This is a genomic window from Nakamurella panacisegetis, assembly GCF_900104535.1.
GTDB classification, from domain to species: Bacteria; Actinomycetota; Actinomycetes; order Mycobacteriales; family Nakamurellaceae; genus Nakamurella; species Nakamurella panacisegetis.
Genome location: NZ_LT629710.1, coordinates 3975562 through 3999064, shown reverse-complemented (window position 1 = coordinate 3999064; position 23503 = coordinate 3975562). Strand labels below are relative to the sequence as shown.

Genomic DNA, 23503 nt, shown 5'->3' with positions numbered 1-23503 from the left:
CGGCCTTCTGGCTGGGCGCGGCGCTGTCGGCGACGCTGGCCCTGCTAGCGGCGATCGCGCTGCCCTCCCCCGGATCGCTGGCCGGGTCGGCGCTTCCGGCCGAGACCGTGGTCGGCTTCGAGGGCGCGACCCCGCTGGCCGTGCGCCACGTCGGTCCGGTGACCCCCGCCGGCAGCGGCGACGACGCCGTGGTGGCCGGCGTACTGACCGACTTGAACACCTATTGGTCGGCCACCCTGCCGACCGCCTTCGGGCACGAGTTCGCCCCGCTGACCGGTGGCTACGTGTCGATCGACTCGTCGGCGGACGCCGGCCGGTCGTGGTGCATCACGTCGCCGTCCCAGATCGCCGGGAACGCCTACTACTGCCCCACCGGTGATGCGATCGTCTACGACTCGGCCGGGCTCGTCCCGGTTCTGCTGGGTCACTACGGAGCAGCCGGGCTCACCGCTTCCTTCGCCCACGAGTTCGGCCATGCCATCCAGGCCCGGATCGGGCCGACCGCCGCCCAGCGCACCGCCGACCCGACCAAGTACCCGAGCCTGCTGATCGAGGCCCAGGGCGACTGCTTCGCCGGGGCCTTCCTGGCCGAGGCGGTGGCCGGCCGGACCGCCCACGTGCGTCTGCCCGAGCCGTCGATGGTGCGCGCCGTCGCTCCGCTGCTGGACTTCGCCGACCCGGTGACCGTCCGCGTCGACGATCCGACCGCTCATGGCCTCGCCCTGGATCGGCTGACCGCCGTTCTCGACGGCTACCGATCCGGCGCCGCGGCCTGCCATGCCCTGACCAGAGGAGCCCTGCATCCCACTCTCGGGCGGGCCGGTCTGACCGACACCCCACGACCGCATCGATTCGCCTCCACCGCCGCGGCGCTGGCCGCCGGCCGGCCGGCCATGCTGGCGCTCGCAGCCCGGCTCCCGGCCGCAGCGGGTTCCGCGGCCGCGGCCACCCCCTCGGCCGCCGATCTGGCCGCGGCCGCGCCGTACGGGCAGTTCGCCGCGGCCGCCGCTCTGGCCCTGTCCATCGGACGTGCGACCAAGGGCACCGCCGTGGGCGCCGCCTGCTTCGCTGGTGCCTGGACCGCGTCGGTGTTCGGACACGCGGCAGACGGCGCCCTCGGCTCGTGGGGTGGTGACGCCGACGAGGCGCTGAACATGCTTCGCGCCCGGCCGGACGCCACCATCGGTGAGCTGGCCGGTTTCGCCGATGGCTTCGCCCGGGGACTCGCCGCCTGCCGGTGACCGCCGGGCCGGCGCCATCGACGCGTCCCGAGGACGGCCGGCGTCCTCCGCCGGTGCGCACCGGCCGCCGGCGGTCGTCCGACGCGCCCAGTTCCACCTCCGGCGTCCGGGGTACCGTCCTCGGGTGGCCGACCCGACTACCGCTGCCCGGCTCACCCCCCGTCTGCTGGTGGTCGCCACTCTCGCCGGCGCGTTGGCCGGGGTCGGCGGGGTGCTGCTCACCCTGCTCCTGCACCTGGTTCAACACCTGGCCTTCGGTTACACGGAGGCGACGTTCCTGACCGGAGTCGAACGCGCCTCGAACCTCCGCCGCATCCTCGCCCTGACCATCGGCGGCGTCGTCGTCGGCAGTGGGTGGTGGGCGCTGCGACGCTGGCAACCGCCGGTCGACCCGGTCGAGAAGATCCTGGAGGCCGGCGGGCGCCCGGCCATCGGCCGCACCACCGCCGAGGGGGTGCTGCAGATCGCCGCCGTCGGGTTCGGCGCCTCGTTGGGCCGGGAGGGAGCCCCCCGCCTGGTCGGCGCGGCTCTGGCCGGGTGGCTGGCCGACCTGATGCGGCTCCCCGCGCGGCAACGGCGCACCATCCTGGCCTGCGGGGCCGGAGCCGGCCTGGCCTGCGTCTACAACGTGCCGCTGGGCGGCGCCGTGTTCACCCTGGAGGTGCTGCTGGTCTCCGCCGCCGCCGCCGACGTCCTCCCGGCGCTGCTGAGCGCCGCCGTGGCCACCGCCATCGGATGGCCACTGCTCGGCGACGATCCGACCTACGCCGTGCCTGGGCAGAGCCTGCACACCCCGGAGTTGCTCCTGGCCGTGATTCTCGGTCCGGTGGCCGGACTGGTCGGCGGCGGCCTCCGGGCCTACGCGGCCGCCTGCCGGCGATGGGCACCATCCGGGTGGGGGCTGCCGCTGGTGGTAACGGTCGGCTTCGGTCTGCTCGGAGTGGCGGCCATCGCCTACCCGGCGTTGCTGGGCAACGGCAAGGGCCTGGCCCAGCTGGCCTTCGACGGTCAGCTGGCCATCTCGGCGGCCGTCGTGTTGCTGATCCTGAAGCCGGCGGTCACCGGGGCGATGCTGGCCACTGGAGCGAACGGCGGACTGCTCACCCCCGCGCTGGCCACCGGAGCGGTACTCGGGGCGCTGGGCGGCGAGGGCCTCACCCAGCTCTGGCCGGGCTCCCCGATCGCCGCCTGCGCACTGATCGGCGCGGCGGCCGTCCTGGCCGCGGCCCAGCGGGCCCCACTGTGCGCGGTCGTGCTGGTCATGGAACTGAGCGGCACGGGTCTGGCCCTGCTCGTCCCGATCGGGCTGGCCGTGGCGCTGGCCGCGGCGGTCGGCCGGGCTATCGCCTGAGGGCCGGCCAACCGCGGCTCGGCGAATCCGCCCGTCCGGTGATCAGTACAACGCCGCGGCCAGCGCGCGTCGCGCCTGCTTGACCTGGTCGTCGTCGACCGCGAACAACCCGAACAGGGAAAGGAGATGCTCGCGAGCGGCCGTTCGCTCGTCCCCGGCGGTCCTCTTCACGACGCCGATCAGGCGATCGAAAGCCGCCTGCACCTCGCCCGCGGAGACCTGGATGTCGGCCGCATCGCACTGCAGCGGAACGTTGTCCGGATCGGCGTCGGCGGCCGCGACGGTGTCTGCCGGGAGGGCGTCGGTATGGGCCAGGAACAGGGTCTGGGCCAGGGCCGCCGTGGCCCGCTCGTTGCCCGGCTCCTCGGCCAGGATCTGTTCCAGCTCCGTGCGCGCCGTCTCGTAGTCGGCCACCATCAGGGCATCCTCGGCCGCCAGGAATCGAGGGTCCTCCTCCGGCGCGGCTGGTCCCGGTTCGATCCCGGCGGCATCCTCCGCGGCCTTGATCCCGGGCAGCCGGTCCCGCAGCGCGTCCAACAGGCCGGTGATCCAGGTCCGCACCGACTTCTCGTCGGCCGGGCCGGCGTAGGCGTCGACCGGCTGGCCGCCGGCCACGGCGATGATGGTGGGGATCTCGCGAGCCTGGAAGGCCTGGGCCACCCTCGGGTTGGTGTCGACATCGATCCGGGCCAGCACCCACGCACCGTGACCACCGTCGACGACGTCATTCAGGATGGCCGACAACGACGCCGACAGCGCGGATCGGGCCGACCACAGATCGAATACGACCAGTACCTCGGTCGAGGCCTGCACGACCTCTCCGAAGGTGGCCTCGGTGACGTCGATGTTGTACTTCGACGGCGGCTTCGCATCGGGCGCGGGCGCGGCGCCCGGAGCGGGGCGGTTGGCCAGCGCGGACAGGTCGATGGCACCGGCGAAGGCCGTGGACAGGGCTGCTTGCTGGCGACGATCCGGACGGGTCATACAAGCATTTTCACATGTGCCGGGCTTCGGCCCGACATCCCGGTCAGCCCGAGGAACGGGTCGTGGACCACTGTGGCCGCCGCCGTCGGCTCGGGCGCGCGGTGCCGACCGGCCGGCTCGGGCGCGCGGTGCCGGCCGACGACCGGCCGGCGCAGAGGCCACGAACGGTCGATCTCCACATCGGCCCGGCCCTTCGATCGCAGGTGCGCCTGCAGGTGCACCGCCCAGTCGAAATGCCATCCGACCTGGGCGCTGTGCATGGTGTGGGCGTCGGCCGCCTCGATCAGCCGGTGCCGCTCGGCGATGGCCCGGGCCACCGAGACGGCGGCGATGGCATCTCCCAGCGCGGAATGGGCGTCGCGGGCCTCGGCCCGGTAGTGCTCGGCGGTGGCGCCGAGCGTCCGCTTGCCGGCCCGGAATCGGTCAAGGCCGCGGTCCATGACCAGCGGGTCGACCACGTGCGCGTCGGTCCACCACGTCCGGGTGGCCAGACGCGGCAGTCGCGATCGCGCCGCCTCGGCATCGAGCAACGTCAGGTCGTAGGGAGCGTTGAAGATGACCACCGGCGAACCGGACCGCCACGCGGCCTCCAGCTCGCCGATGATCTCGGCCACGGCCACGGACGACGCCTGGCCGGACGCCCTGGCCTGACCGGTGGTCACTCCGTGGACGGCGGTAGCCGCCGGCGGGATCGGAACGCCCGGATCGACGAGCCAGCTCATGGAGCGCTGCACGCGGCCGTCCGGCCCGACGTGCACCACGGCCGCGGTCACGATGCGATCGGTGGTGGTGTCGACGCCGGTGGTCTCCAGGTCGAATCCGACGAGCGTGCCCGCATGCCACGCCGGGCCCTGCGCGAAGGGATCCTCGCCGCTCATCTCACGCCTCGCCGTCGCTGGTACCCGCTGGTCGGATCGGGCGGCTGCCCGGCCCGCAGCGGTGCGAACGCTCGGCCCCGCTGATGGGCTGGACGTTACGCGTGGCCCCCGACAGACGAGGTGAACGACACCGGGGCGTCCCCACCCGGCCCCCCGGCCGAGCGGACGCCCCCCGACCGAGCGGCACCGGGGCGGGCGCGCCGGCCGATCAGATGCGGGCCGGCTCCGTGTAGGTCCCCCACACACCGCGCAGGGCATCGCAGATCTCGCCCAGGGTGGCCTCGGCCTGGGCCGCGATCAGCATGGGCGGAATCAGATTCGTGCGGCCGGACGCGGCCGTCACCAGGTCGCGCAGGGCCGTGTCGACCGCGTCCTGGTCCCGGGCGGCGCGCCGTCGGGCCAGTTCGGCCCGCTGCTCCACCTCGACCTGGTCGGAGATGCGCAGGATTTCCAGATCGTCACCGACGCCGCCGGTCAACGTGTTGACACCGACCATCTTCTTGCGGCCGTCCTCGACCGCCATCGCGAAGTCGAACGCGGCGTCGGCGATGGCGCCGGTGAAGTAGCCGTCCTCGATACCGGCCAGGATGCCGCTGGTCATCTCGCCGATCGGGTACGAGCCGGACGGAACGGCCTTGGCCGCCCGTTCGCGGATCCCGGCGAAGATGGCCTCGGCCTCGGCCTCCATCCGGTCCGTCAGGGCCTCCACGTACCAGCTTCCGCCGAGCGGATCAGCGACGTTGGCCACCCCGGACTCCTGCATGATCACCTGCTGGGTGCGAAGCGCGATCTGGGCCGCCTTCGCGCTGGGCAGGGCCAGAACCTCGTCCAAGGCGTTGGTGTGCAACGAGTTCGTCCCGCCGAGCACCGCGCTGAGGGCCTCGATCGCGGTGCGGACCACGTTGTTGTCGGGCTGCTGTGCGGTGAGCGACACCCCGGCCGTCTGGGTGTGGAACCGCAGCCACTGGGCCCGCGGGTCGTCGGCGCCGAACCGATCACGCATCCAGCGGGCCCAGATGCGGCGGGCGGCCCGGAACTTGGCGATCTCCTCGAAGAAGTCGACGTGGGCGTCGAAGAAGAAGCTCAGACCAGGGGCGAAGGCGTTGACGTCCAACCCTCGGGACAGGCCGAGCTCCACGTAGGCGAATCCGTCGGCCAGGGTGAAGGCCAGCTCCTGTGCGGCCGTGGATCCGGCCTCCCGGATGTGGTAGCCGGAGACCGAGATCGGCTTGTAGGCCGGGATCTCGGCCAGGCAGTACTCCATCAGGTCGCCGATCAGCCGCAGATGCGGCTCGGGCGCGAAGATCCATTCCTTCTGCGCGATGTACTCCTTGAAGATGTCGGTCTGTAGCGTCCCGTCGAGGCGGCGCAGGTCGACCCCCTGCCGCTGGGCGGCGACCAGGTACATGCAGAAGATGGGCACGGCCGGCCCGGAGATGGTCATCGAGGTGCTGACCTGGCCGAGATCGATGCCCTGGAAGAGTCGCTCCATGTCGGCCGCGGAGTCGATGGCGACGCCGCAGTGACCGACCTCGCCGACCGCCCGCGGGTCGTCGGAATCACGGCCCATCAGAGTCGGCATGTCGAAGGCGACCGAGAGACCTCCCCCGCCTTCGGCGAGGATCATCCGGTAGCGCTCGTTGGTGTCGGCCGCGTTGCCGAAGCCGGCGAACTGGCGGATCGTCCACGCCTTGCCCCGGTAGCCGGTGGCATGCAGCCCGCGGGTGAACGGGAACTCACCCGGCCAGCCGATCCGGTCGAAGCCGGCGATCGAATCGGAGTCGGCCGGCCCGTACACCGGTTGCACCTCGAGCCCGGACAAGGTGGTGAAGTCCGCGTCGCGGACCCGGCCGGCCTGCGCGGCCGCGTCGAACCGGGCCTGCCACCTCCGGCGTCCGGCGGCGATCGAATCCGTCGGGCGGGTCTCCCTCGTCGTGGGGTCGGTACCGGTTGTCACCACTGCGCCGTTCACGACTGCCGCCTCTCCCGCGGACCGGGCGGATCGACATCGATCCGCCAGCAGTCACAAGGATATCCGACTGTCGGAGATCCAAGCATTGCCGTCGGGGCGGCCAGCGATGCCGGGCGGAGGGTCGTCTTGCTACCGTCGCCTGCATGACCTCGAACGCCCCGTCGCGCGCACTGCCCTTCGACCCCATCGCGAAGGCGGCACAGACCTGGGCCGAACGGATCGGCCCGAACGGCGCGATGGCCGCGGTGACCAACATCATGCGGGTCCAGCAGATCCTGCAGGCCAGCGTGGACGAGGCGCTCAAGCCCCACGGGCTGACGTTCGCCCGCTACGAAGCCCTGGTGCTGCTGTCGTTCTCCCGCCGCGGATCCCTGCCGATGCGGATGATGGGTGAGCGGCTGCAGCTGCACCCGACCTCCATCACCAACATCGTCGACCGCCTGGAAGCCGACGGCCTGGCCCGGCGGCTGCCGCACCCGAGTGATCGCCGCACCACGCTGGTCGAGCTCACCGACGCCGGGCGCGAGCGTCTCGGCGGGGCCACCACCGCCGTCACGTCGGCCAACTTCGGCCTCTTCGGGCTGGAGCCGGAGGAGTCCGCGGCGCTGTCCGAGTTGCTCACCAAGGTGCGCCGCTCGGCCGGGGATTTCGCCTGACGGCCAGGATCAGGCGCTGTCCCACCGGAACAGCCGGCTGGCCAGCGCCGTGACCACGACCGCGAAGGCCAGCAGGATCGCGATCGGGACCAGAGCCGACGCCGGACCCTGGCCGCGGACCATCACGTCCTTCATCCCGGTCACCAGATAGCCCAACGGCATGAACTTCGACACCGTCACCAACCAGCCGGGCGCCGATTCGATCGGGATGAACGCACCGGACAGGAACGCCATCGGCAACGTGATGAGGTTGGCCAGTCCGCTACCGCCCTCCGCTGTCTTGGCCACCGCCCCGACGAACAGGCCGATCGACAGGAAGGCCATGGTTCCGGCCAGCACGAGCGGCACCGACATGTACCAGGCGCCCCGGAGCTGCAGACCGAGGAACGGCAGCATGGAGAACCCGACGAAGATGATCAGTTGCAGCACCGCAACCGCCAGCGAGACGGCCACCCGGGAACCGATCACGGTCGAGGTCCTCAGCGGGGCCAGCCGCAGCCGGCGCAACACCTTCTTCTCGCGCCAGGTGATCAGGGTCATCGCCGCCCCGAACACCGCCCCGACGGAGACGCCGTAGGCGATCATCTGCGGTGCGATGTACTGGATCGCCTTCAACGACAGGTCCTCGACCTGGGCCGTCGCCAACTCGTACCGGGCCGGGACACCCGTGACGGCCAGGTTGGTCTGGTTGATGAAGGCGGAGAAGATCCCCTGCACGGTGGCCGACGCGACCTGGTCGGCGTTCGAGTAGTGCAGCACCAGCCGGTTGCCCTGCTGCTCGACGGCCGCCGTGATGTCCCCCTTCCGGACGGCCGCCAGCGCGTCATCGATCGACGACGACCTGGTCAGGGTCACCGTCTGACCCAGCGCGCTCCTGGCCGCCGCGGGCAGCGAATCGATCACCGGGACGGGGCCGACCTCGACCACCTTCGCCTTGGACGACCCGCTGCTGGTGAAGACGAGCCCGAAGATGATGATGAAGAACATCGGGAACAAGATCGTGAAGAACACGGTCATGCGGTCCCGGATGAACCCCTTGAACATCGCGGCCGACAGGGCTCTGAAGGCGGTCACGCTCGGTACTCCCGTCCGGTGAGGTCGAGGAAGACGTCTTCCAGGGTGGCGCCACGCACCTGCAGGCCGCTCAGGGCGTCGACATCGGCCAGGGCCGCGAGGACCGGACCGGGCCGCCAGGTGGTGACGACAGTCCACTGGCCGTCCTGTTCGGCCCGCTCGACGTGCGGAACGAGGGCCAACTTGTCCGGCGTCAGGGCGGAGGTGTCCACCGAGATGCGAACCGGGGCGTTCAGCTGACGGACCAGGACGGCCGGACGGCCCATCCGCAGGATGCGCCCGCGATCCATGATGGCCACCCGATCGCAGAGCGACTCGGCCTCGTCCATGTAGTGAGTGGTCAGCACGACCGTCTTGCCCCGGTCGTTGATGGCGCGCAACAGGTCCCAGAGATTGCGTCGGGCCTGCGGGTCAAGCGCGGCTGTCGGTTCGTCGAGGAAGACGACGTCCGGATCGTGGACCAGGGCGCAGGCGATCGACAGTCGTTGCGCCTGGCCGCCGGACAGCTTCTCCGCTCGCACTCCGGCGCTCTCGGTCATGCCGACCAGCTCCAGCATGTCGGCCGTTCGGGAGGACGGCAGTCCGTACAGCGCCGCGAAGGTCGACAGTTGCTCGGCCGCGGTGAGGCGCTCGAAGAAGGACGTGGCCTGCAGCTGCACCCCGATCCGCGGCAGCACCGCCAGGTTCCGCGGCCACGAGTTGTGGCCGAGCAGTTGCGCCTGTCCGGAGTCCGGCTCGCGGAGGCCCTCGATGATCTCCAGCAGGGTCGTCTTTCCCGCCCCGTTCGGCCCGAGGATGCCGAAGAACTCCCCGTGTCGGACGGAGAACGACACCGAATCGACCGCGCGCAGATCCTGATAGGTCTTGACGAGGTCTCGCACGACGATCGCGTCGATCATGCCCACATCTAAGCGATGGCGACCCGTACGACACAAGGCTCAGACAAATGGCTGCCCGGCGATCCAGGCCCACAGGACCGCCGCGCCGGAGTGCGCGTCATCGCCCTGTTCCGCCATTCGGGCCGCACCGTTCTCGAGCTCGGCTCGACCGTTCGGTCCAGCCAGAAGCCGGTGCACATGGTCCAGCACGACCGTTTCGATCGCCACCGCAGCCCGATCTGATCGCCTTCGCTCCCGCAGACCGGTCTCCGCCGAGAACGTTGAATGTGCACGGATCTGGACCAGCAATTCCGGAATGCCGATGTCGGCGGTGGCCGTGGTCGTCAACACCGGAATGCGCCAATCTCCGCGTCGGGCCGTTCGGGCGCGGCCGAGGGCAATCATGGACTTCAGTTCCCGGACGGTGGCCGCCGCGCCTTCCCGGTCTCCCTTGTTCACCACCAACAGGTCGGCGATCTCCAGGATGCCCGCCTTCGCCGCCTGGATGCCGTCGCCGGCTCCGGGCGCGACCACCACCACCACGGTGTCGGCCAGCCGGAGCACGTCGACCTCGTTCTGGCCGACGCCGACCGTCTCCACCAGCACCACGTCGAAGCCGAGGGCCGACAGCAGATCGACCGCGCCCGGAGTGGCCGAGGAGAGACCGCCGAGGTGCCCACGACTCGACATCGAGCGGATGAACACCCCCGGGTCGGTGACGTGTTCGGTCATCCTGACCCGGTCACCGAGCAAGGCTCCCCCGCTGAACGGGCTCGACGGATCGATCGCCAACACCGCGACCGTCCGGCCGGAGCGGCGCAACTGCCCGATCAGGGCCGCGGTGATGGTCGACTTCCCGACGCCCGGCGGCCCGGTCAGGCCCCAGACCGCCGCCTCCCGCGGCCGGCCGGCCAGCGCTGTCGACACCTCCCGGGCCGACCGCCCGCCCGACTCGACCCGGCTGATCAGTCGGGCCACCGCCCGCACCGATCCGCCCAGGGCGGCCGTCACGAGCTCCGGCGCCGAGGTCACCGGCCGGGTACGGAGATGATCAGCGCATCACCCTGACCCCCACCGCCACACAGCGCGGCCGCGCCCAGACCGCCACCGCGGCGGCCCAGTTCCAGGGCCAGATGCAGGACGAGCCGCGCGCCGGAGGTGCCGATCGGGTGCCCGAGCGCGATGGCTCCGCCGTTGACGTTCACCCGGTCCTCCGACACCTGCAGATCCCGGGCGGAGGCGATGCCGACCGCCGCGAACGCCTCGTTGATCTCGATCAGGTCCAGGTCGGCAACATCGACGCCCGCCTTCCGGGCGGCGGCCCGGATCGCGTTGGCCGGCTGCAGCTGCAGCGACGAGTCGGGACCGGCCACGACCCCGTGTGCCTCGATCTCGGCGATCCACCGCAGCCCGGCCCGCTGGGCCCGCTCCTTGCTCATCACCACGACCGCGGCCGCGCCGTCGGAGATCGGGGAGGCGGATCCCGCGGTGATGGTCCCGTCCGCCCGGAAGGCCGGCCGCAGGCGGCCAAGGACCTCGACCGTGGTCTCGGGCCGGATCCCCTCGTCGGAGTCGACCACCACGTCCCCCCGGCGGCCGTGGATGGTCACCGGAATGATCTCCTGCGCGAACAACCCGGATTCGGCCGCGGCGGCGGCGCGCCGATGCGACCGGGCCGCGAACTCGTCCTGCTCCAGCCTGGTCAACGGTTCCCGGTCGTTGCGCTGCTCGGTCAGCGCCCCCATGGCCTGGTCGGTGAAGGCGTCACGCAGTCCGTCGAAGTCGGTGTGGTCGAGCAGCGTGACCTCGCCGAACTTGTACCCGGCGCGGGATCCGGGGAGCAGGTGCGGCGCGTTGGTCATCGACTCCATGCCGCCGGCCACCACCACTTCGAACTCGCCGGCCCGGATCAATTGGTCGGCCAGCGCGATGGCCTCCAGTCCGGACAGGCACACCTTGTTCACGGTGAGGGCGGGCACGTCCATGCCGATCCCGCCGGCCACGGCGGCCTGACGGGCCGGGATCTGTCCGCACCCGGCCTGCAGCACCTGTCCCATGATCACGTACTCGACATCCCCGGCCGGGACCTGGCTCCGGGCCAGGGCGCCGGCGATCGCCGCGCCCCCGAGCTGGACCGCGGTGGCCCCGGCCAGTGCGGAGGAAAGTCGTCCCATCGGCGTGCGAGCGCCGGCAATGATCACCGTTGATCCCATGCCGCAAACGCTACCGCGTCGCCCGGGGCCCACTGCCGGGTGTGGTGACGGCATCGGGCGATACCGTTCTGGGCATGTCCGACGAACCCACCTCTCCGCTCGCCGGCGCCGACATCATCGGCGTCGACCACGTGGGCCTGGCCGTTCCCGACCTCGACGTCGCGATCGCGTTGCACACGGGTCCCCTTGGCGGGGTGCTGAGCCATCGCGAGACCAACGTGGACCAGGGTGTCGAGGAGGCGATGATCTCGTACGGCTCGGGGGCCCAGATCCAACTGCTCGCCCCGCTGACCCCGGAATCGACGATCGCGAAGTTCATCGGACGCAACGGGCCTGGCCTGCAGCAGCTCGCCTACCGGGTGATCGACATCGAAGCTGTCTCGTCCCGGCTCCGGGCCGCCGGTCTGCGCCTGCTGTATCCGGCGCCGCGGCTGGGCACGGCCGATTCACGGATCAACTTCGTCCACCCGAAGGACACCGGCGGTGTGCTGGTCGAGCTGGTCGAGCCGGCGGCGGGGGCGACCCACCGGCCTACCTGAGCACCTCACGTGAACATCACCGCCGCGTCCGTCGTCCACGCCGCCACAGATGGGAGACTGAGGGCATGACTTCTGGCGACTGGCTCCCCGCACAGGCACCGTTCGATCTCGTGCGCCGCGGCTACTCACCCGAGCAGGTGACGGCCCACCTCGAGCGGCTGGAATACGACCTGCGCATCACCACGGCCAACCGCGACGCCACCAACCAGCGGCTCAGCGAGCTCGGCGCGCAGCTGGCCGCCGCCCAGGCCGAGGCGGACACACTCCGCGCGCAGCTGGACCGCAGCGCGCTGGAGCCGGTGTCGATGGCCAACCTGTCGGACCGTATGCAGCGGATGATCCGGCTGGCCGAGGAGGAGGCTTCCGAGATCCGGGCACGCGCCGAAGCCGACGCCGATCGGCTGCGGGGCCAGCTGGAGACCTCCCTGTCCGAGGCCGCCGCCGCGCGGGCCGCTTTCGACTCGGAGCGCGAACACACCCGGCGGCAGCTGGCCGAACAGGTCCACGGGTTGATCGCCGAGGCCACGACGGAGGCGGAGGAGACGACCAGCACCGCCCAGGAGGAGGCAGCCCGATTGATGCAGGAGGCCAACGCCGAGGCCGACCGCACGATCACCGCCGCCCGGGAGCATGCCCAGCAGACCGTGGACCAGGCTCACGCAGCGGCCGAGGCCGAACTGGCCGCGGCCCAGACGGAGGCACAGCGACGCGTCGCCGACGCGACCACCGCCGCCGAGCGGCTGACCGCCGAAACGGCGGCCGAACGCGAGCGCCTCGACGCCGAGTCCCTGGCTCACCGCACCGAGGTGAACGAGGACTTCGAGATCACCATCGCCGACCGGCGCCGGGATGCGCACCGCGTCATCACCGAACGCGAAGAAGCGTCGACCGCCACCGCCCGCACCCTGATCGCTGACGCCAAGGCCCACGCCGAAGCCCTGGTGGCGGCCGCCACCGCGGAGGCCGAGAGGCTCATGCAGCAGGCCACCACCTACTCGAATGCGCTGGTCAATCGGGCCGCCGCGGAGTCGCACCAGCGGGTCGCCGACGCCGACGACGCGGTCCTGGCCCTGCAGAGCCTGCGTGACCGGCTGACCGACCAGCTGAACTCGCTGGCCGGCCACCTGGATCACATCCGCGAGCTGGCCGGGTCTGCCCCGGCCATCATCACGCCGCCGTCGGTCGAACACGACCGGCCGGTGACCGGCCAGTTCCCGCTCGACCCGGCCGGTCGTCCCACGCCCGTCGATGTCCCGATGCCGGTGCTGGGCGGCGACGCGCCCACAGCGGAAGCAGGTCCCAGCGCGACGGCGGCCGCAGCGGAGGTAGAGCCGGCCGACGCGGAGCCATCCGAAGCAGCTCCGGCCGCGGAAACGTCGGACCTGGGCGCCGAAAGCTCCGGGGTCCGAGAATCGGGCGCGACGGACACCGTCGTCGATGCCGACGCGTCATCGGCGCCCCACACCGTCACGACCGCCGCCAACCCGGACGCGGATGCCCTGACCCCATCGGATCCCCGTCCCGTGGCCCACCCGTCGCCGGCCAACGGCCAGCCGTCCGGTGACGAATCGTCCGGGAGCCCCGACGCCACGCATCGCGGTCGCTTGAGGAGCCGCGGCCGGCGCTGACCTATCGGGCGCGCCGACCCCACAGCCGCGGAACTCAGCTCCGATCGCCCACGGCCACCGTGGCCAGTATCTCGGGCATGCGAGCCAGATAGATGCTCGCCGCTCGCGCGGAGAGCAGGACGATGGCGACGGCGCCGGTCAGTGGTCCGACGAGCAGGGCCGCCCATCCGAACGCCGGTGACACCTTCACCGCGAGCACCACCAGCGCGGCCGAGGGCAGGGCGATCACCGCCGCTCCGCCGACGGCCGCCAGGACGGACCCCGTCGTCCGGGCCTTCTGTCCGGGGATGCTGTTGGCGAACATGGACTTTCGGCTCTGCCGCATTGCGTAGGGCAGCCGGGCCGAGGTGTAGCCGGCGCTGGCCACCGACCCGCACATCAGGGCCAGACAGACGCCGATGGCCGGAGGCACCCACTGCAGGTCGTGCCGGATCACGGCCTGCACGATGACGGCGGCCACCACCACGACCGTCCCCGGCACGATGGCGAACAGCGAGTGCCCCAGCACCTCGCCGCGCGCTCTTGTCCGGTCGGCGAAGGCCACCATGTGCAGCCACAGTCCGGTGCCCTCGACGGCGTACTGGTTCCCGGCCTGCATTCCGATCATCGCCGCGGGAAACGCCACCGCGAAGAGCGATCCGTGTCCGGGTACCACCAGCAGCGGCCAGACGACGGCCAGCGCGGCCACCGTCACCCAGGGGATGCGCCGCATCGGATCGCGCCACGTCAGCCGCCGGTCACGCGCCATGATCAACAAGATCATGCCGCGCAGGGAACTGGCCACGGCTTTGCGGCCGTCGGTCCGGCGGACGGGGGCCGACCCCTCCGACGTCGAGGGCGTCGTGGTGAGGCTGGTGCGCAGGGCCCGGTTCCACCACCACCAGCCGAGGCCGATCCCCACTGCTGCCGTGACCAGCCCAGCTAGCAGCCGGCCGACGTTCCCGTCGTGCACGAAGGACGGCAGGGCGGCGAGGGCGCCGTTCGGACCCCATTCCAGGGCGCGCGACACGACGCGGGCCCCGTTCCCGATGCTCGATCCCCGGGCTCCCTCGGTCCCTGACACCGACGCCCGGTTCAGGGCCAGCGAGAAGCCGAAGTAGACCAGAAAGATCAGCGATCCGAGGACCATACCCAGATCACGGCCCCGGCGCCCGGACATCAAGCCGGACATCGCCGCCGACGCAGCCCGGGAGATCACCACGCACAGCAGCAACTGGGCGCCCGCGGCGATCAGGGCGATCGGAAGCAGAGCCCAGGTCGAGGACAGCGCGACCGCCGTTCCGATCAGCACCACGACGTTGGCCACCGGCAGGTACCCGATCACGGAGGTCACCAGCAGGCCCCGCTGCAGAGTCGCCGTACTCAGAGGCAGCAGCGCGAACATCGCCGGGTCGACCGTCTCGTCCACACCGAAGGCCACCAACGGCGCCAACACCCAGGACACCATCTGGACGGTGAACAGCGACACGGCCAGGGTGCGTGCCACGTCCGGTTGGCCGCGCAGGGAGACCAGGCCGACGACGACGGCGGCCAGCGCGACCACGGCCGCGCACCAACCGACGATCATCCAGGCCTTCATGGCCCCGGAGGCACGCCGGAACCGGCTGCTGACCAGATGCCATTTCAGGCCGGCGAAGACCCCAACCACTCCAGACCCCCCGTTCCGATGTCGTCCGCCCCGACCAGGTGCATGAATGCATCGTCCAGGCTGGCCGCCTCGCCGCGGACCTGAGCCAGCGGTCCGTTGGCGACGATCCGGCCCTTGTTCATCACCGCGACGTGGCTGGACAGGCTCTCGACCAGGGCCATGACGTGCGATGAGAAGATCACGGTTCCGCCGCCGGCCGTGTAGCGGGTCAGCACCGTCCGGATCACCCGGGCCGACACCGGGTCGACGGCTTCCAGGGGCTCGTCCAGGAGGAGGATCGGCGGTGCGTGCAGCAGGGCCGCGGCCAGCGTGATCTTCTTCCGCATCCCGGTCGAGTAGTCGGCGACCAGCTTGGATCCGGCCTCGTCCAGATCGAGCACGGTCATCAGTTCGGCCGCCCGCGCGTCCACCGTGGCGGCCGGTAGCCCGCGTAGGCGGCCGAGGTAGGACAGCAGTTCCGGACCGGACAGCCGCTCGAAAAGGCGCAGTCCGTCGGGCAGTACGCCCATCTTGGTCTTGGCCGCGACCGGATCCGCCCACACGTCGACCCCGGCCATGATCACCCGGCCGCCGTCCGGGCGGAGCAGCCCGGTCACCATCGAAAGGGTGGTGGTCTTGCCGGCCCCGTTCGGGCCGACCAGCCCGAAGAAGGAGCCGATCGGGACGTCCAGGTCGATGTGATCCACCACAGCCCGCCCGTCGTAGATCTTGGTCAGCCCCCGGATCGCCAGCGCCTGCCCGCCGACCTCGGCCAGGATCGCGTCCGGCCGTGGATAGCTGGGCACGACCGCGATCCGGTCGGTCGGCGGTCCGGTCGTCATCGTCATCTCCCCGTGTCGATTCCAGTTTCTCCCATCGACCCTGCCACACCCCGCCGTCATCGCGCAGAACCCGCCGGTGGGAGTTCGTCCCGGGTCACGCACCGGCGTGGCCCACCGCGACACCGGCCGGTCGCGACCGCACTACCAGCCGACCGGGCGCGGTCCGCCACGTCCGACCCGCCGCTGCCAGCAGGCCGTGTGCCAGTGCCGCCGGTCGGAGACGCCACCGACGTCGTCGGCCACCCACTCCGGCCAGACCACCAGGTGGGGGGTGCCCGGCGGGATCAGCTGCTGACATCCGGGGCATCGATACGCCTTCACCGCTGCCGCGCCGGTCACCGTCCTGACCAGGAATTCACCGTCACGTGTCGACTGACGGCTAGCCCAGCCGGCTCCGCCGGGACGGGGTTCGCGGGAGGATCCGCGGGGTCGGTCGGAGCGTCGTGGCACCGGGAAACGGTACCCGTGTGCGACAGTGACGATCGCGGGTCACCACGAAGGAGGGGGCACGGTGCAGAGACGAACTGGCTTGGCCCTGACCTCGGCTGCCCTGAGCATCACGGTCGGAGTGCTGATCGGCGCCGTCGTCACCGTCGGGAAGAACGCCCGTACCCAGTCCTACGCCGATCCACCGGCCGCGTCCTCGGCCCCGTTCTCGTCCGACCTGCCGCTCTCGTCCTTGGCCGACCCGGCATCCTCAGGCAGCGGAGAGTTCGATTCGAACGTCCTCACGCCGAGCCCGGCCGACTCCGGGCCGGTCACGCCGGCCATCTCGGTGGCACCGACGTCCGCCTCGGTCCCGGCGGTCACACCGGCGACCAAGAGTGCCAACGTCACGATCACCCCGCGGACCAGTCGGCTCCCGACGACCACCGCGGCGGTACCGAAGACGACAGTGATACCGAGAACCACAGCGGCCACCAAGGCCACCGCCCCACCGCGGACGACAACGAAGCCGAGCCCGACGACACCGACCACCCGCACCACCGCACCGACCACCGCGAGCACCACGAAGCCGACTACTTCCTCCGGCACCGCCCCGGCCGGGTCACCGACCCCTGGGCAGCCATGTTCTCCGCTCGGGGCGAAGGGCACGACGTCGGCCGGCTACAACGTGTTCTGCCAGCGCAACTTCACCACCGGCACTCTGGCCTGGCGGGCCGTCGTCAACAACGGCGGGTGCCTGAACCAGCAGATGAGAGGGATCGGCGTGGACGGTCGGTCCTATGCCTGCCGCGCCGCCGGACCGAGCATGGACCGCTGGCGCCCGGTGGCCTGACGCTCAGTCGTCGGGAGCGATCAGACCGGGATGACCCGGGCGATCAGACCGGGATGAACAGCGTGAGCAGCACCCAGGCGACGACCGCCGAGGGAAGAAGCGAGTCCATCCGGTCCATCACGCCGCCGTGACCGGGCAGCAACGTGCCCATGTCCTTGACCCCCAGGTCCCGCTTGATCAGCGATTCGGCCAGATCCCCCATGGTCGCCACCAGCGCGAGTACGCCGCCCACGATCAGTCCCTGCCACCACGGGTGGTGCAGAGCCGGCATCAACGAGACGGACAGTGCCCCGCCGGCCATCGCGGCGACCACCGAACCGCCGAAGCCCTCCCAGGACTTCTTGGGTGAGATCGTCGGGGCCATCGGGTGCCGACCCAGCAGCGCCCCGGCGGCGTAGCCGCCGGTGTCCGACGCGACCACCATGATCAGGAAGGCCAACACCCGGGCGTGGCCGTCGTGCGGGGCGACCAGCAACGTGGCGAACGAGGCGAACAGACCGAGGTAGACGCCCAGGAAGACGGATGCGCTGACGTCGCCGAGGTAGCCCTCGGCCCCCTTGGCGAACCGCCAGGCCATCACGGCCAGGGCGGTCAGCGCGATCCCGACGACCTGGGCGTCGTGGCCGTACCACCAGGCGAACGCGATCGTGGCCGCCGCACCGACGGCCATCGGGATCCAGGCCAGGGTGATGCCGCGGGCCTTGGCCAGCGTTGAGCGCATCTCCCAGATCGACGCGACCACGGCGGCGATGATGATGACGACGAACAACTGCCGCAGCAACAGCAGGCAGGCGACGATGACGACGCCGAGTCCCAGCCCGACGGCGATGGCCATCGGCAGGTTGCGCCCGGCCCGGGACGCCGCCGGTGCGGTCACGGCAACCTCCGGTGATGTCGAGCCACTCATCAGACCTCGAGCAACTCGGCTTCCTTGTGTTTGACGAGTTCGTCGATCTGCGACACGTAACGATCGGTGACGGACTGCAGTTCCTTCTCCGCCCGTGCGCCGTCGTCCTCCCCCGCTTCGCCGTCCTTGACCATCTTGTCGAGTGCTTCCTTGGCCTTGCGGCGGATGTTGCGGACCGAGACCTTGGCGTCCTCGCCCTTGGCCCGCGCGGTCTTGCCGAGCTCACGGCGACGCTGCTCGGTCAGCTGCGGGAAGATGATACGGATGATGCTGCCGTCGTTGCTGGGGTTGACGCCCAGGTCGGAGTCCCGGATCGCGCGTTCGATCGAGCCGAGCTGGCTCATGTCGTAGGGCTTGATCACCGCCATCCGCGCCTCCGGGATGGTGATCGAGGCCATCTGCTGCAGCGGGGTGGGGGCACCGTAGTAGTCGATGACGATGCGGCTGAACGTGTTCGGGTTGGCCCGGCCGGTGCGCAGCGTGGCCAGATCCTCCTTGGCGACCGACACCGCCTTCTCCATCTTTTCCTCGGCGTCGAAGAGTGTCTCGTCGATCATCTGACGTGCCTTTCCGTTGCTGCTGCTGACCGCTGGGGTGACTTACTTGGTCCGCGGAGTGGACACCAGGGTGCCGATGGGCTCGCCCCGGACCGCCTTGCCGATGTTGCCGTCTGTGAGCAGGTTGAAAACGATGATCGGCATCGCGTTGTCCATGCAGAGGCTGAAGGCGGTCGCGTCGGCGACCTGCAGGCCGCGTTCGAGCACCTCGCGGTGGGTGATCTCGGCGAACATCCTGGCGTCGGGGACGACCCGCGGGTCGGCGTCGTAGACGCCGTCGACCGCCTTGGCCATCAGGACCACCTCGGCGCTGATCTCCAGCGCGCGCTGGGCGGCCGTGGTGTCGGTGGAGAAGTAGGGCATGCCGACTCCGGCGCCGAAGATGACGACGCGGCCCTTCTCCAGATGCCGCTCCGCGCGGCGCGGAATGTACGGTTCGGCGACCTGACCCATGGTGATGGCGGTCTGCACGCGGGTGTCGAGATGGTGTTCCCGCTCCAGGAAGTCCTGCAGGGCGAGACAGTTCATCACGGTGCCGAGCATTCCCATGTAGTCGGCCCTGGCCCGGTCCATGCCGCGGCGGTTCAGTTCGGCCCCGCGGAAGAAGTTCCCTCCGCCGATCACCACCGCCACCTGCACGCCGTCGCCGACGACCTCGGCGATCTGCCGGGCGACCGCCGACACCACGTCCGGATCGACTCCGACCTGGCCACCGCCGAACATCTCACCGCCGAGCTTCAACAACACGCGGCGGAACGGCCGGCGATCGCTGAGAGTCTCCGGGACTTCGGATTCGGTCTGCGTCATCGTGGGCCCTTCTTCCACCGGCGAATCATCACGTGCTGAGGTGTTGCAGTCGGGGCCGGTCACGTGGAACGGCCACCGGCCCCGACTGGGTACTACTAGACCACGCCGGACCGAGGGTCCGGCAGCGATGCAGGTCAGGCGGTGCCGACCTCGAACCGGACGAACGCCGTGACGTCGACCCCAGCGGCCTCGAGGACCTGGGCGACGGTCTTGTCCGAGTCGCGGACCGACTTCTGCTCGCCGAGCACGGCCGCCTTGTAGAAGCCGCTGACGCGACCTTCGACGATGCGCGGCAGTGCGGCTTCCGGCTTGCCCTCTTCGCGGGCGACACCCTCGGCGATGCGCTTCTCCTGCTCGATGACCTCGGCCGGGATCTCCTCGCGCGAGACGTACTTCGCGCTCAGGGCCGAGACCTGCATCGCGGCGCCGCGAGCGGCCTCCGCGTCGTCACCCGTGTACTGGACCAGCACGCCGATGGCGGCCGGCAGGTCCGCCGACCGCTTGTGCAGGTAGACCGTGGTCTGGCCGTCGAACTTGGCGACCCGGTTGAGCACCAGCTTCTCGCCCAGACGCCCAGCGGCGTCGGCGATCTCGTCCTCGACGGTGCCCCGGCCCATGGCGGCGGCCAGCACGGCCTCGACGGTGACGTCGCCGGTCAGGGCGTCGGCCGCCGCAGCGATCCGGTTGGCCAGGTCCTGGAAGTCCTCGTTCTTGGCCACGAAGTCGGTCTCGGAGTTCAGCTCGATCAGAGCGTTGCCCGCAGCGGCGACCATGCCTTCGGCGGTGGTCCGCTCGGCCCGCTTGGACGCGTTCTTCGCGTTCTTGATCCGGAGGAATTCGATGGCCTTGTCGAAGTCGCCGTCGTTCTCCTCCAGAGCCTTCTTGCAGTCCATGAATCCGGCTCCGGTCAGTTCCCGGAGCTTCTTGACGTCGGCAGCGCTGTAGTTCGCCATCTTGGGGCGCAATCCTTTCCTGTGCTCATTCAATGACCGGATCATTCACCGTAGTAGACACGTCACCAACCGCTGCCGCCTGCACTGATCACGTCCCGGGCCGCAGCCCGGTCTCGCTGGATCAGCTGTGAGTGATCCTCTGGGGGTGCTTCACGCAGAAACCCGCCCGCGCTGCGTCCACTGGCGTGAACGGCAGCGCGGGCGGGTGGAAAATCAGTTCTGAGTCGGATCCACGGCGACCGCGACCGGCTCGACCGGAGCTTCCGCCGCGGCCGGAGCAACCGCAGCGACCGGAGCAACCGGCGCTTCAGCAGCGGCCGGCGCAACCGGCGCTTCGGCGGCGTCGGCCGCCGGAGCAGCTGCCTCGTGGGTCTCGAGCAACTCGCGCTCCCACTCGGCCAGGGGCTCCTCGCCGGCGGCGACGGCGGCGCCACCGGAACGGGCCAGCAGGCCCTCGGCGACGGCCTCGGCGACGACCTTGGTCAGCAGCGCGGCCGACCGGATGGCGTCGTCGTTACCCGGCACCGGGTAGTCGACCTCGTCCGGGTCGCAGTTGGTGTCCAGCACCGCAACGACCGGGATGTTCAGCTTCCGAGCCTCGCCGACGGCGATGTGCTCCTTCTTCGTGTCCACGATCCACACGGCCGACGGCACGCGGGTCATGTCGCGAATGCCGCCCAGCGTCTTGGCCAGCTTGTCCTTCTCGCGGGTCATCAGAAGGATTTCCTTCTTGGTGAACCCGGTGAATCCGCCGGTCTCCTCCATGGACTCGAGGTCCTTGAGGCGGAGCAGACGCTTGTGCACCGTCTGGAAGTTGGTGAGCATGCCACCGAGCCAGCGCTGGTTGACATACGGCATCGAGACGCGGGTCGCCTGCTCGGCGATCGCCTCCTGGGCCTGGCGCTTGGTGCCGATGAACAAGACCGTTCCGCCGTGGGCGACGGTCTCCTTGATGAACTCGTACGCCTTGTCGATGTACGTCAGCGTCTGCTGAAGATCGATGACGTAGTTGCCGTTGCGCTCGGTGAAGATGAATCGCTTCATCTTCGGGTTCCAGCGCCGGGTCTGGTGTCCGAAGTGGACACCAGCGTCCAGCAGCTGGCGCATGGTGACGACAGCCATGGCCGTCCTCTCGTGCTCGGCGCACCCACAGCTCCTCGCGGACGAGGGAGTTCTGCGGTGCGCGGTTTCGGTTGTCGCGCTCGACCGGCGGTCGGGCGCCCTGACGTCCTCGGTGGGCACCACCCGCCGGAGCGGGACCACGGTGCATGCCGGCCGGTGTCGGAAAGTTCTCCCGACGGGGGCAAAAGGGCGTGCGTAGTCGGCCGATGAGAACATCGGTCGCCCGTCCAGCGTACGTGATGGGGCTGGACAGGTGTGAATCGTCGCCCCCGGACCCCTGGCGGCTGTCCACACACCCGTCGGTTGTCCACATCCTGGGCGTCGTCCTTGGGCGAAACGGGAAGTTCGGACCAGGCTCACGGCATGCGCCGTCGTCGAACCCTGACGGGACTCGTCCTGCTGGTCCTGGTCCTTCCGGTCATCACCACACCGGTGGCCGCCGATACGCCGTCGGCCGACGCGCCACCGAGGCACCGGGTGGCGGACAGCACCCCCGGTTTCGTACTCCCGACGCCCGGGCCGGCGGACATCCGCACGCCGTTCCGGCCGCCGGCCACCCGGTACGGCCGCGGACACCGCGGGGTCGACCTCGCCGGCACGGTCGGGTCGCCGATCCGGGCGGCCGGCGATGGCACGGTTGTCTTCGCCAGGAGCCTGGCCGGCCGCGGCGTGGTGTCGATCGACCATCCGATCGGGCTGCGGACCACCTACGAACCGGTCGCCGCGGTGGTGACCGCCGGCCGGCACGTCACCGGCGGGTCGGTGATCGGAACGCTCGAGGCCGGTCATGCATCGTGCGAACCGGTCTCGTGCCTGCACTGGGGCGCTCGGTTGCCCGATGGGTCCTACATCGACCCGATGGGGCTGATCACCGGCCTCCGGGTGCGACTGAAGCCGTGGGATCCGTAGTTGCGCGGCACGGTCGCATCCCGCCCTTGGTCGCCGCCGTCGAGGGGGCCGTGGCGGGATCGCCGAGCTCCAGCCGATCAGGCCCGCGGGTGCGCCTGTCGGTAGACCGCGGCGAGCCGGTCGGAGGAGATGTGGGTGTAGATCTGCGTGGTGGCCAGGCTGGCGTGCCCGAGCATCTCCTGCACAGCGCGCAGGTCGGCTCCGCCGTCCAGCAGGTGGGTGGCACCGCTGTGTCGCAGTCCGTGCGGTCCGATGTCCGGGGCGCCCGGAACCTGCGCCGTGCGGGCATGGGTCAGCGTGCGGACGGCGCGCGGATCCATCCGGCCCCCGCGAACGCCCAGGAAGACGGCAGATCCCGATCCCACCCCGGCCAGCACCAGTCGGCCGTGGTCGAGCCACTGGGCCAACGCCCGGTCGGCCGGCACCCCGTAGGGCACCGTGCGTTCCTTGGCTCCCTTGCCCAGGACCCGTAGCACCCGTCGGCGCCGGTCGATGTCAGTCAGGTTCAACCCGGTCAGTTCGGACACCCGGATCATGGTGCCGTACAGCACTTCCAGTACGGCCTGGTCCCGTTCCCGCAGAGCAGTGGCTTCCGGTGACTGGTCCTCCGGCGCCGCGTTCGCGGATGGATCGAGCATGGCCTCGGCCTGCTCGGGCTGCAGGATCGGCGGCAGGGATCGCGTGGCCCGGGGAGAGGACAGGCGCGTGCCGGGGTCATGCTCGGCCAGTCCGGCGCGCACGGACCAGGCGGTGAAGGACCGGGCGGCTGCGGCGCGACGGGCCAGTGACGTCCGGGCGGCCCCGGTACTGCGCAACCGGGCCAGCCAACTGCGGAGGGCGGCGAGATCGAGCTCGGCGACGGTCGGATCGGTCTGCGCGCAAAGCCGGGAGAGGTGTTCCAGCAGCGCGGCGACGTCCGCCGTGTACCCGGCCACCGTCGCCGACGAGAGGTTCCGCTCGGACCGGAGATGACGGGTGTACTGCGCCAGTGCCGCGGACAGCGCCGGCGGCAGCTCGCGGATCGTCGATTCGGTGCTGCGGCGGGCCACCGGTCCACCGTGCGCGACCGGCCGCACGCGCGTCAAC

The 23503-nt window shown here is 70.8% G+C and carries 23 protein-coding genes; 7 read left to right on the top strand and 16 right to left on the bottom strand.

What is annotated here, in order from left to right; genetic code table 11:
• Nucleotides 1-107: 107 nt before the first annotated feature.
• On the top strand, nucleotides 108-1241 hold the full coding sequence (locus BLS97_RS18035; RefSeq protein ID WP_090478581.1) for a neutral zinc metallopeptidase: 1134 nt from the start codon (nucleotides 108-110) through the stop codon (nucleotides 1239-1241).
• A gap of 124 nt (nucleotides 1242-1365) precedes the next feature.
• Nucleotides 1366-2592, top strand: a complete 1227-nt coding sequence (locus tag BLS97_RS18030) for a chloride channel protein (protein WP_157695514.1) — start codon at nucleotides 1366-1368, stop codon at nucleotides 2590-2592.
• A gap of 42 nt (nucleotides 2593-2634) precedes the next feature.
• Here the strand turns inward: BLS97_RS18030 and BLS97_RS18025 are convergent, their stop codons facing one another.
• From BLS97_RS18025 to BLS97_RS18015, 3 genes are all read right to left on the bottom strand, one after another.
• Nucleotides 2635-3576 (bottom strand): tetratricopeptide repeat protein, encoded by a 942-nt coding sequence (locus BLS97_RS18025; RefSeq protein WP_090478575.1) that lies wholly within the window; start codon nucleotides 3574-3576, stop codon nucleotides 2635-2637.
• The gene (locus BLS97_RS18020; RefSeq protein ID WP_090478572.1) at nucleotides 3573-4454 is read right to left on the bottom strand and encodes an exonuclease domain-containing protein; all 882 of its coding nucleotides are present in this window, start codon (nucleotides 4452-4454) and stop codon (nucleotides 3573-3575) included. The genes BLS97_RS18025 and BLS97_RS18020 overlap by 4 nt, the downstream gene beginning before the upstream one ends.
• A gap of 208 nt (nucleotides 4455-4662) precedes the next feature.
• Nucleotides 4663-6414, bottom strand: a complete 1752-nt coding sequence (locus tag BLS97_RS18015; RefSeq protein ID WP_407938067.1) for an acyl-CoA mutase large subunit family protein — start codon at nucleotides 6412-6414, stop codon at nucleotides 4663-4665.
• Between the two features lie 155 nt (nucleotides 6415-6569).
• On the opposite strand from BLS97_RS18015, the gene BLS97_RS24280 reads away from it, so the two are divergent.
• The gene (locus tag BLS97_RS24280; RefSeq protein WP_090478569.1) at nucleotides 6570-7082 is read left to right on the top strand and encodes a MarR family winged helix-turn-helix transcriptional regulator; all 513 of its coding nucleotides are present in this window, start codon (nucleotides 6570-6572) and stop codon (nucleotides 7080-7082) included.
• Between the two features lie 9 nt (nucleotides 7083-7091).
• On the opposite strand, the gene BLS97_RS18005 is transcribed toward BLS97_RS24280, so the two are convergent.
• From BLS97_RS18005 to BLS97_RS17990, 4 genes are read right to left on the bottom strand one after another with little or no spacing between them, the layout of a single operon-like run.
• A complete protein-coding gene (locus BLS97_RS18005) occupies nucleotides 7092-8156 on the bottom strand; it encodes an ABC transporter permease (protein WP_231988179.1) in 1065 nt (354 codons plus the stop codon).
• Nucleotides 8153-9055 carry an ABC transporter ATP-binding protein gene (locus BLS97_RS18000; protein ID WP_090478566.1) on the bottom strand — a complete coding sequence of 301 codons (903 nt, stop codon included), beginning with the start codon at nucleotides 9053-9055 and terminating at the stop codon, nucleotides 8153-8155. The genes BLS97_RS18005 and BLS97_RS18000 overlap by 4 nt, the downstream gene beginning before the upstream one ends.
• Nucleotides 9056-9094: 39 nt before the next feature.
• A complete protein-coding gene (meaB, locus tag BLS97_RS17995) occupies nucleotides 9095-10045 on the bottom strand; it encodes a methylmalonyl Co-A mutase-associated GTPase MeaB (protein ID WP_090482563.1) in 951 nt (316 codons plus the stop codon).
• A 17-nt stretch (nucleotides 10046-10062) separates the two neighbouring features.
• On the bottom strand, nucleotides 10063-11247 hold the full coding sequence (locus BLS97_RS17990; RefSeq protein ID WP_090478563.1) for an acetyl-CoA C-acyltransferase: 1185 nt from the start codon (nucleotides 11245-11247) through the stop codon (nucleotides 10063-10065).
• A gap of 74 nt (nucleotides 11248-11321) precedes the next feature.
• Between BLS97_RS17990 and mce the strand changes: the two genes are divergently transcribed.
• Together mce and BLS97_RS17980 are read left to right on the top strand one after the other, a co-directional pair.
• On the top strand, nucleotides 11322-11786 hold the full coding sequence (gene mce / locus BLS97_RS17985; protein WP_090478560.1) for a methylmalonyl-CoA epimerase: 465 nt from the start codon (nucleotides 11322-11324) through the stop codon (nucleotides 11784-11786).
• 65 nt (nucleotides 11787-11851) lie between these two features.
• The gene (locus tag BLS97_RS17980; RefSeq protein ID WP_157695513.1) at nucleotides 11852-13414 is read left to right on the top strand and encodes a coiled-coil domain-containing protein; all 1563 of its coding nucleotides are present in this window, start codon (nucleotides 11852-11854) and stop codon (nucleotides 13412-13414) included.
• A 34-nt stretch (nucleotides 13415-13448) separates the two neighbouring features.
• On the opposite strand, the gene BLS97_RS17975 is transcribed toward BLS97_RS17980, so the two are convergent.
• The 3 genes from BLS97_RS17975 to BLS97_RS23985 all read right to left on the bottom strand — a co-directional run bounded on the left by BLS97_RS17975 (nucleotide 13449) and on the right by BLS97_RS23985 (nucleotide 16222).
• Nucleotides 13449-15062: a hypothetical protein gene (locus BLS97_RS17975; protein ID WP_090478554.1), complete on the bottom strand. Its 1614-nt coding sequence runs from the start codon at nucleotides 15060-15062 to the stop codon at nucleotides 13449-13451.
• Nucleotides 15038-15883: an ABC transporter ATP-binding protein gene (locus BLS97_RS17970; protein ID WP_090482560.1), complete on the bottom strand. Its 846-nt coding sequence runs from the start codon at nucleotides 15881-15883 to the stop codon at nucleotides 15038-15040. Before BLS97_RS17970 ends, BLS97_RS17975 begins: the two co-directional genes overlap by 25 nt.
• A 141-nt stretch (nucleotides 15884-16024) precedes the next feature.
• Nucleotides 16025-16222 carry a hypothetical protein gene (locus BLS97_RS23985; protein WP_231988178.1) on the bottom strand — a complete coding sequence of 66 codons (198 nt, stop codon included), beginning with the start codon at nucleotides 16220-16222 and terminating at the stop codon, nucleotides 16025-16027.
• 172 nt (nucleotides 16223-16394) lie between these two features.
• On the opposite strand from BLS97_RS23985, the gene BLS97_RS23020 reads away from it, so the two are divergent.
• The gene (locus BLS97_RS23020; RefSeq protein ID WP_157695512.1) at nucleotides 16395-17162 is read left to right on the top strand and encodes a hypothetical protein; all 768 of its coding nucleotides are present in this window, start codon (nucleotides 16395-16397) and stop codon (nucleotides 17160-17162) included.
• Nucleotides 17163-17205: 43 nt separating this feature from the next.
• Here BLS97_RS23020 and BLS97_RS17955 read toward each other — a convergent pair whose 3' ends face one another.
• The 5 genes from BLS97_RS17955 to rpsB form a co-directional block, all read right to left on the bottom strand.
• The gene (locus BLS97_RS17955; RefSeq protein WP_090478545.1) at nucleotides 17206-18039 is read right to left on the bottom strand and encodes a phosphatidate cytidylyltransferase; all 834 of its coding nucleotides are present in this window, start codon (nucleotides 18037-18039) and stop codon (nucleotides 17206-17208) included.
• 29 nt (nucleotides 18040-18068) lie between these two features.
• Nucleotides 18069-18626 carry a ribosome recycling factor gene (frr, locus tag BLS97_RS17950; protein ID WP_090478543.1) on the bottom strand — a complete coding sequence of 186 codons (558 nt, stop codon included), beginning with the start codon at nucleotides 18624-18626 and terminating at the stop codon, nucleotides 18069-18071.
• Nucleotides 18627-18668: 42 nt separating this feature from the next.
• Entirely contained in the window at nucleotides 18669-19433 is a 765-nt protein-coding gene (gene pyrH / locus BLS97_RS17945; protein WP_090478540.1) for a UMP kinase, read from the bottom strand.
• A gap of 134 nt (nucleotides 19434-19567) precedes the next feature.
• A complete protein-coding gene (tsf, locus tag BLS97_RS17940) occupies nucleotides 19568-20386 on the bottom strand; it encodes a translation elongation factor Ts (protein ID WP_090478537.1) in 819 nt (272 codons plus the stop codon).
• 213 nt (nucleotides 20387-20599) lie between these two features.
• Nucleotides 20600-21508 carry a 30S ribosomal protein S2 gene (rpsB, locus tag BLS97_RS17935; protein ID WP_090478533.1) on the bottom strand — a complete coding sequence of 303 codons (909 nt, stop codon included), beginning with the start codon at nucleotides 21506-21508 and terminating at the stop codon, nucleotides 20600-20602.
• Nucleotides 21509-21871: 363 nt separating this feature from the next.
• On the opposite strand from rpsB, the gene BLS97_RS17930 reads away from it, so the two are divergent.
• Nucleotides 21872-22417 (top strand): M23 family metallopeptidase, encoded by a 546-nt coding sequence (locus BLS97_RS17930; protein WP_090478530.1) that lies wholly within the window; start codon nucleotides 21872-21874, stop codon nucleotides 22415-22417.
• 77 nt (nucleotides 22418-22494) lie between these two features.
• Here BLS97_RS17930 and BLS97_RS17925 read toward each other — a convergent pair whose 3' ends face one another.
• Nucleotides 22495-23466, bottom strand: coding sequence for a tyrosine recombinase XerC (locus BLS97_RS17925; protein WP_269457458.1), 972 nt, complete (start codon nucleotides 23464-23466; stop codon nucleotides 22495-22497).
• Between the last annotated feature and the right edge of the window lie 37 nt (nucleotides 23467-23503).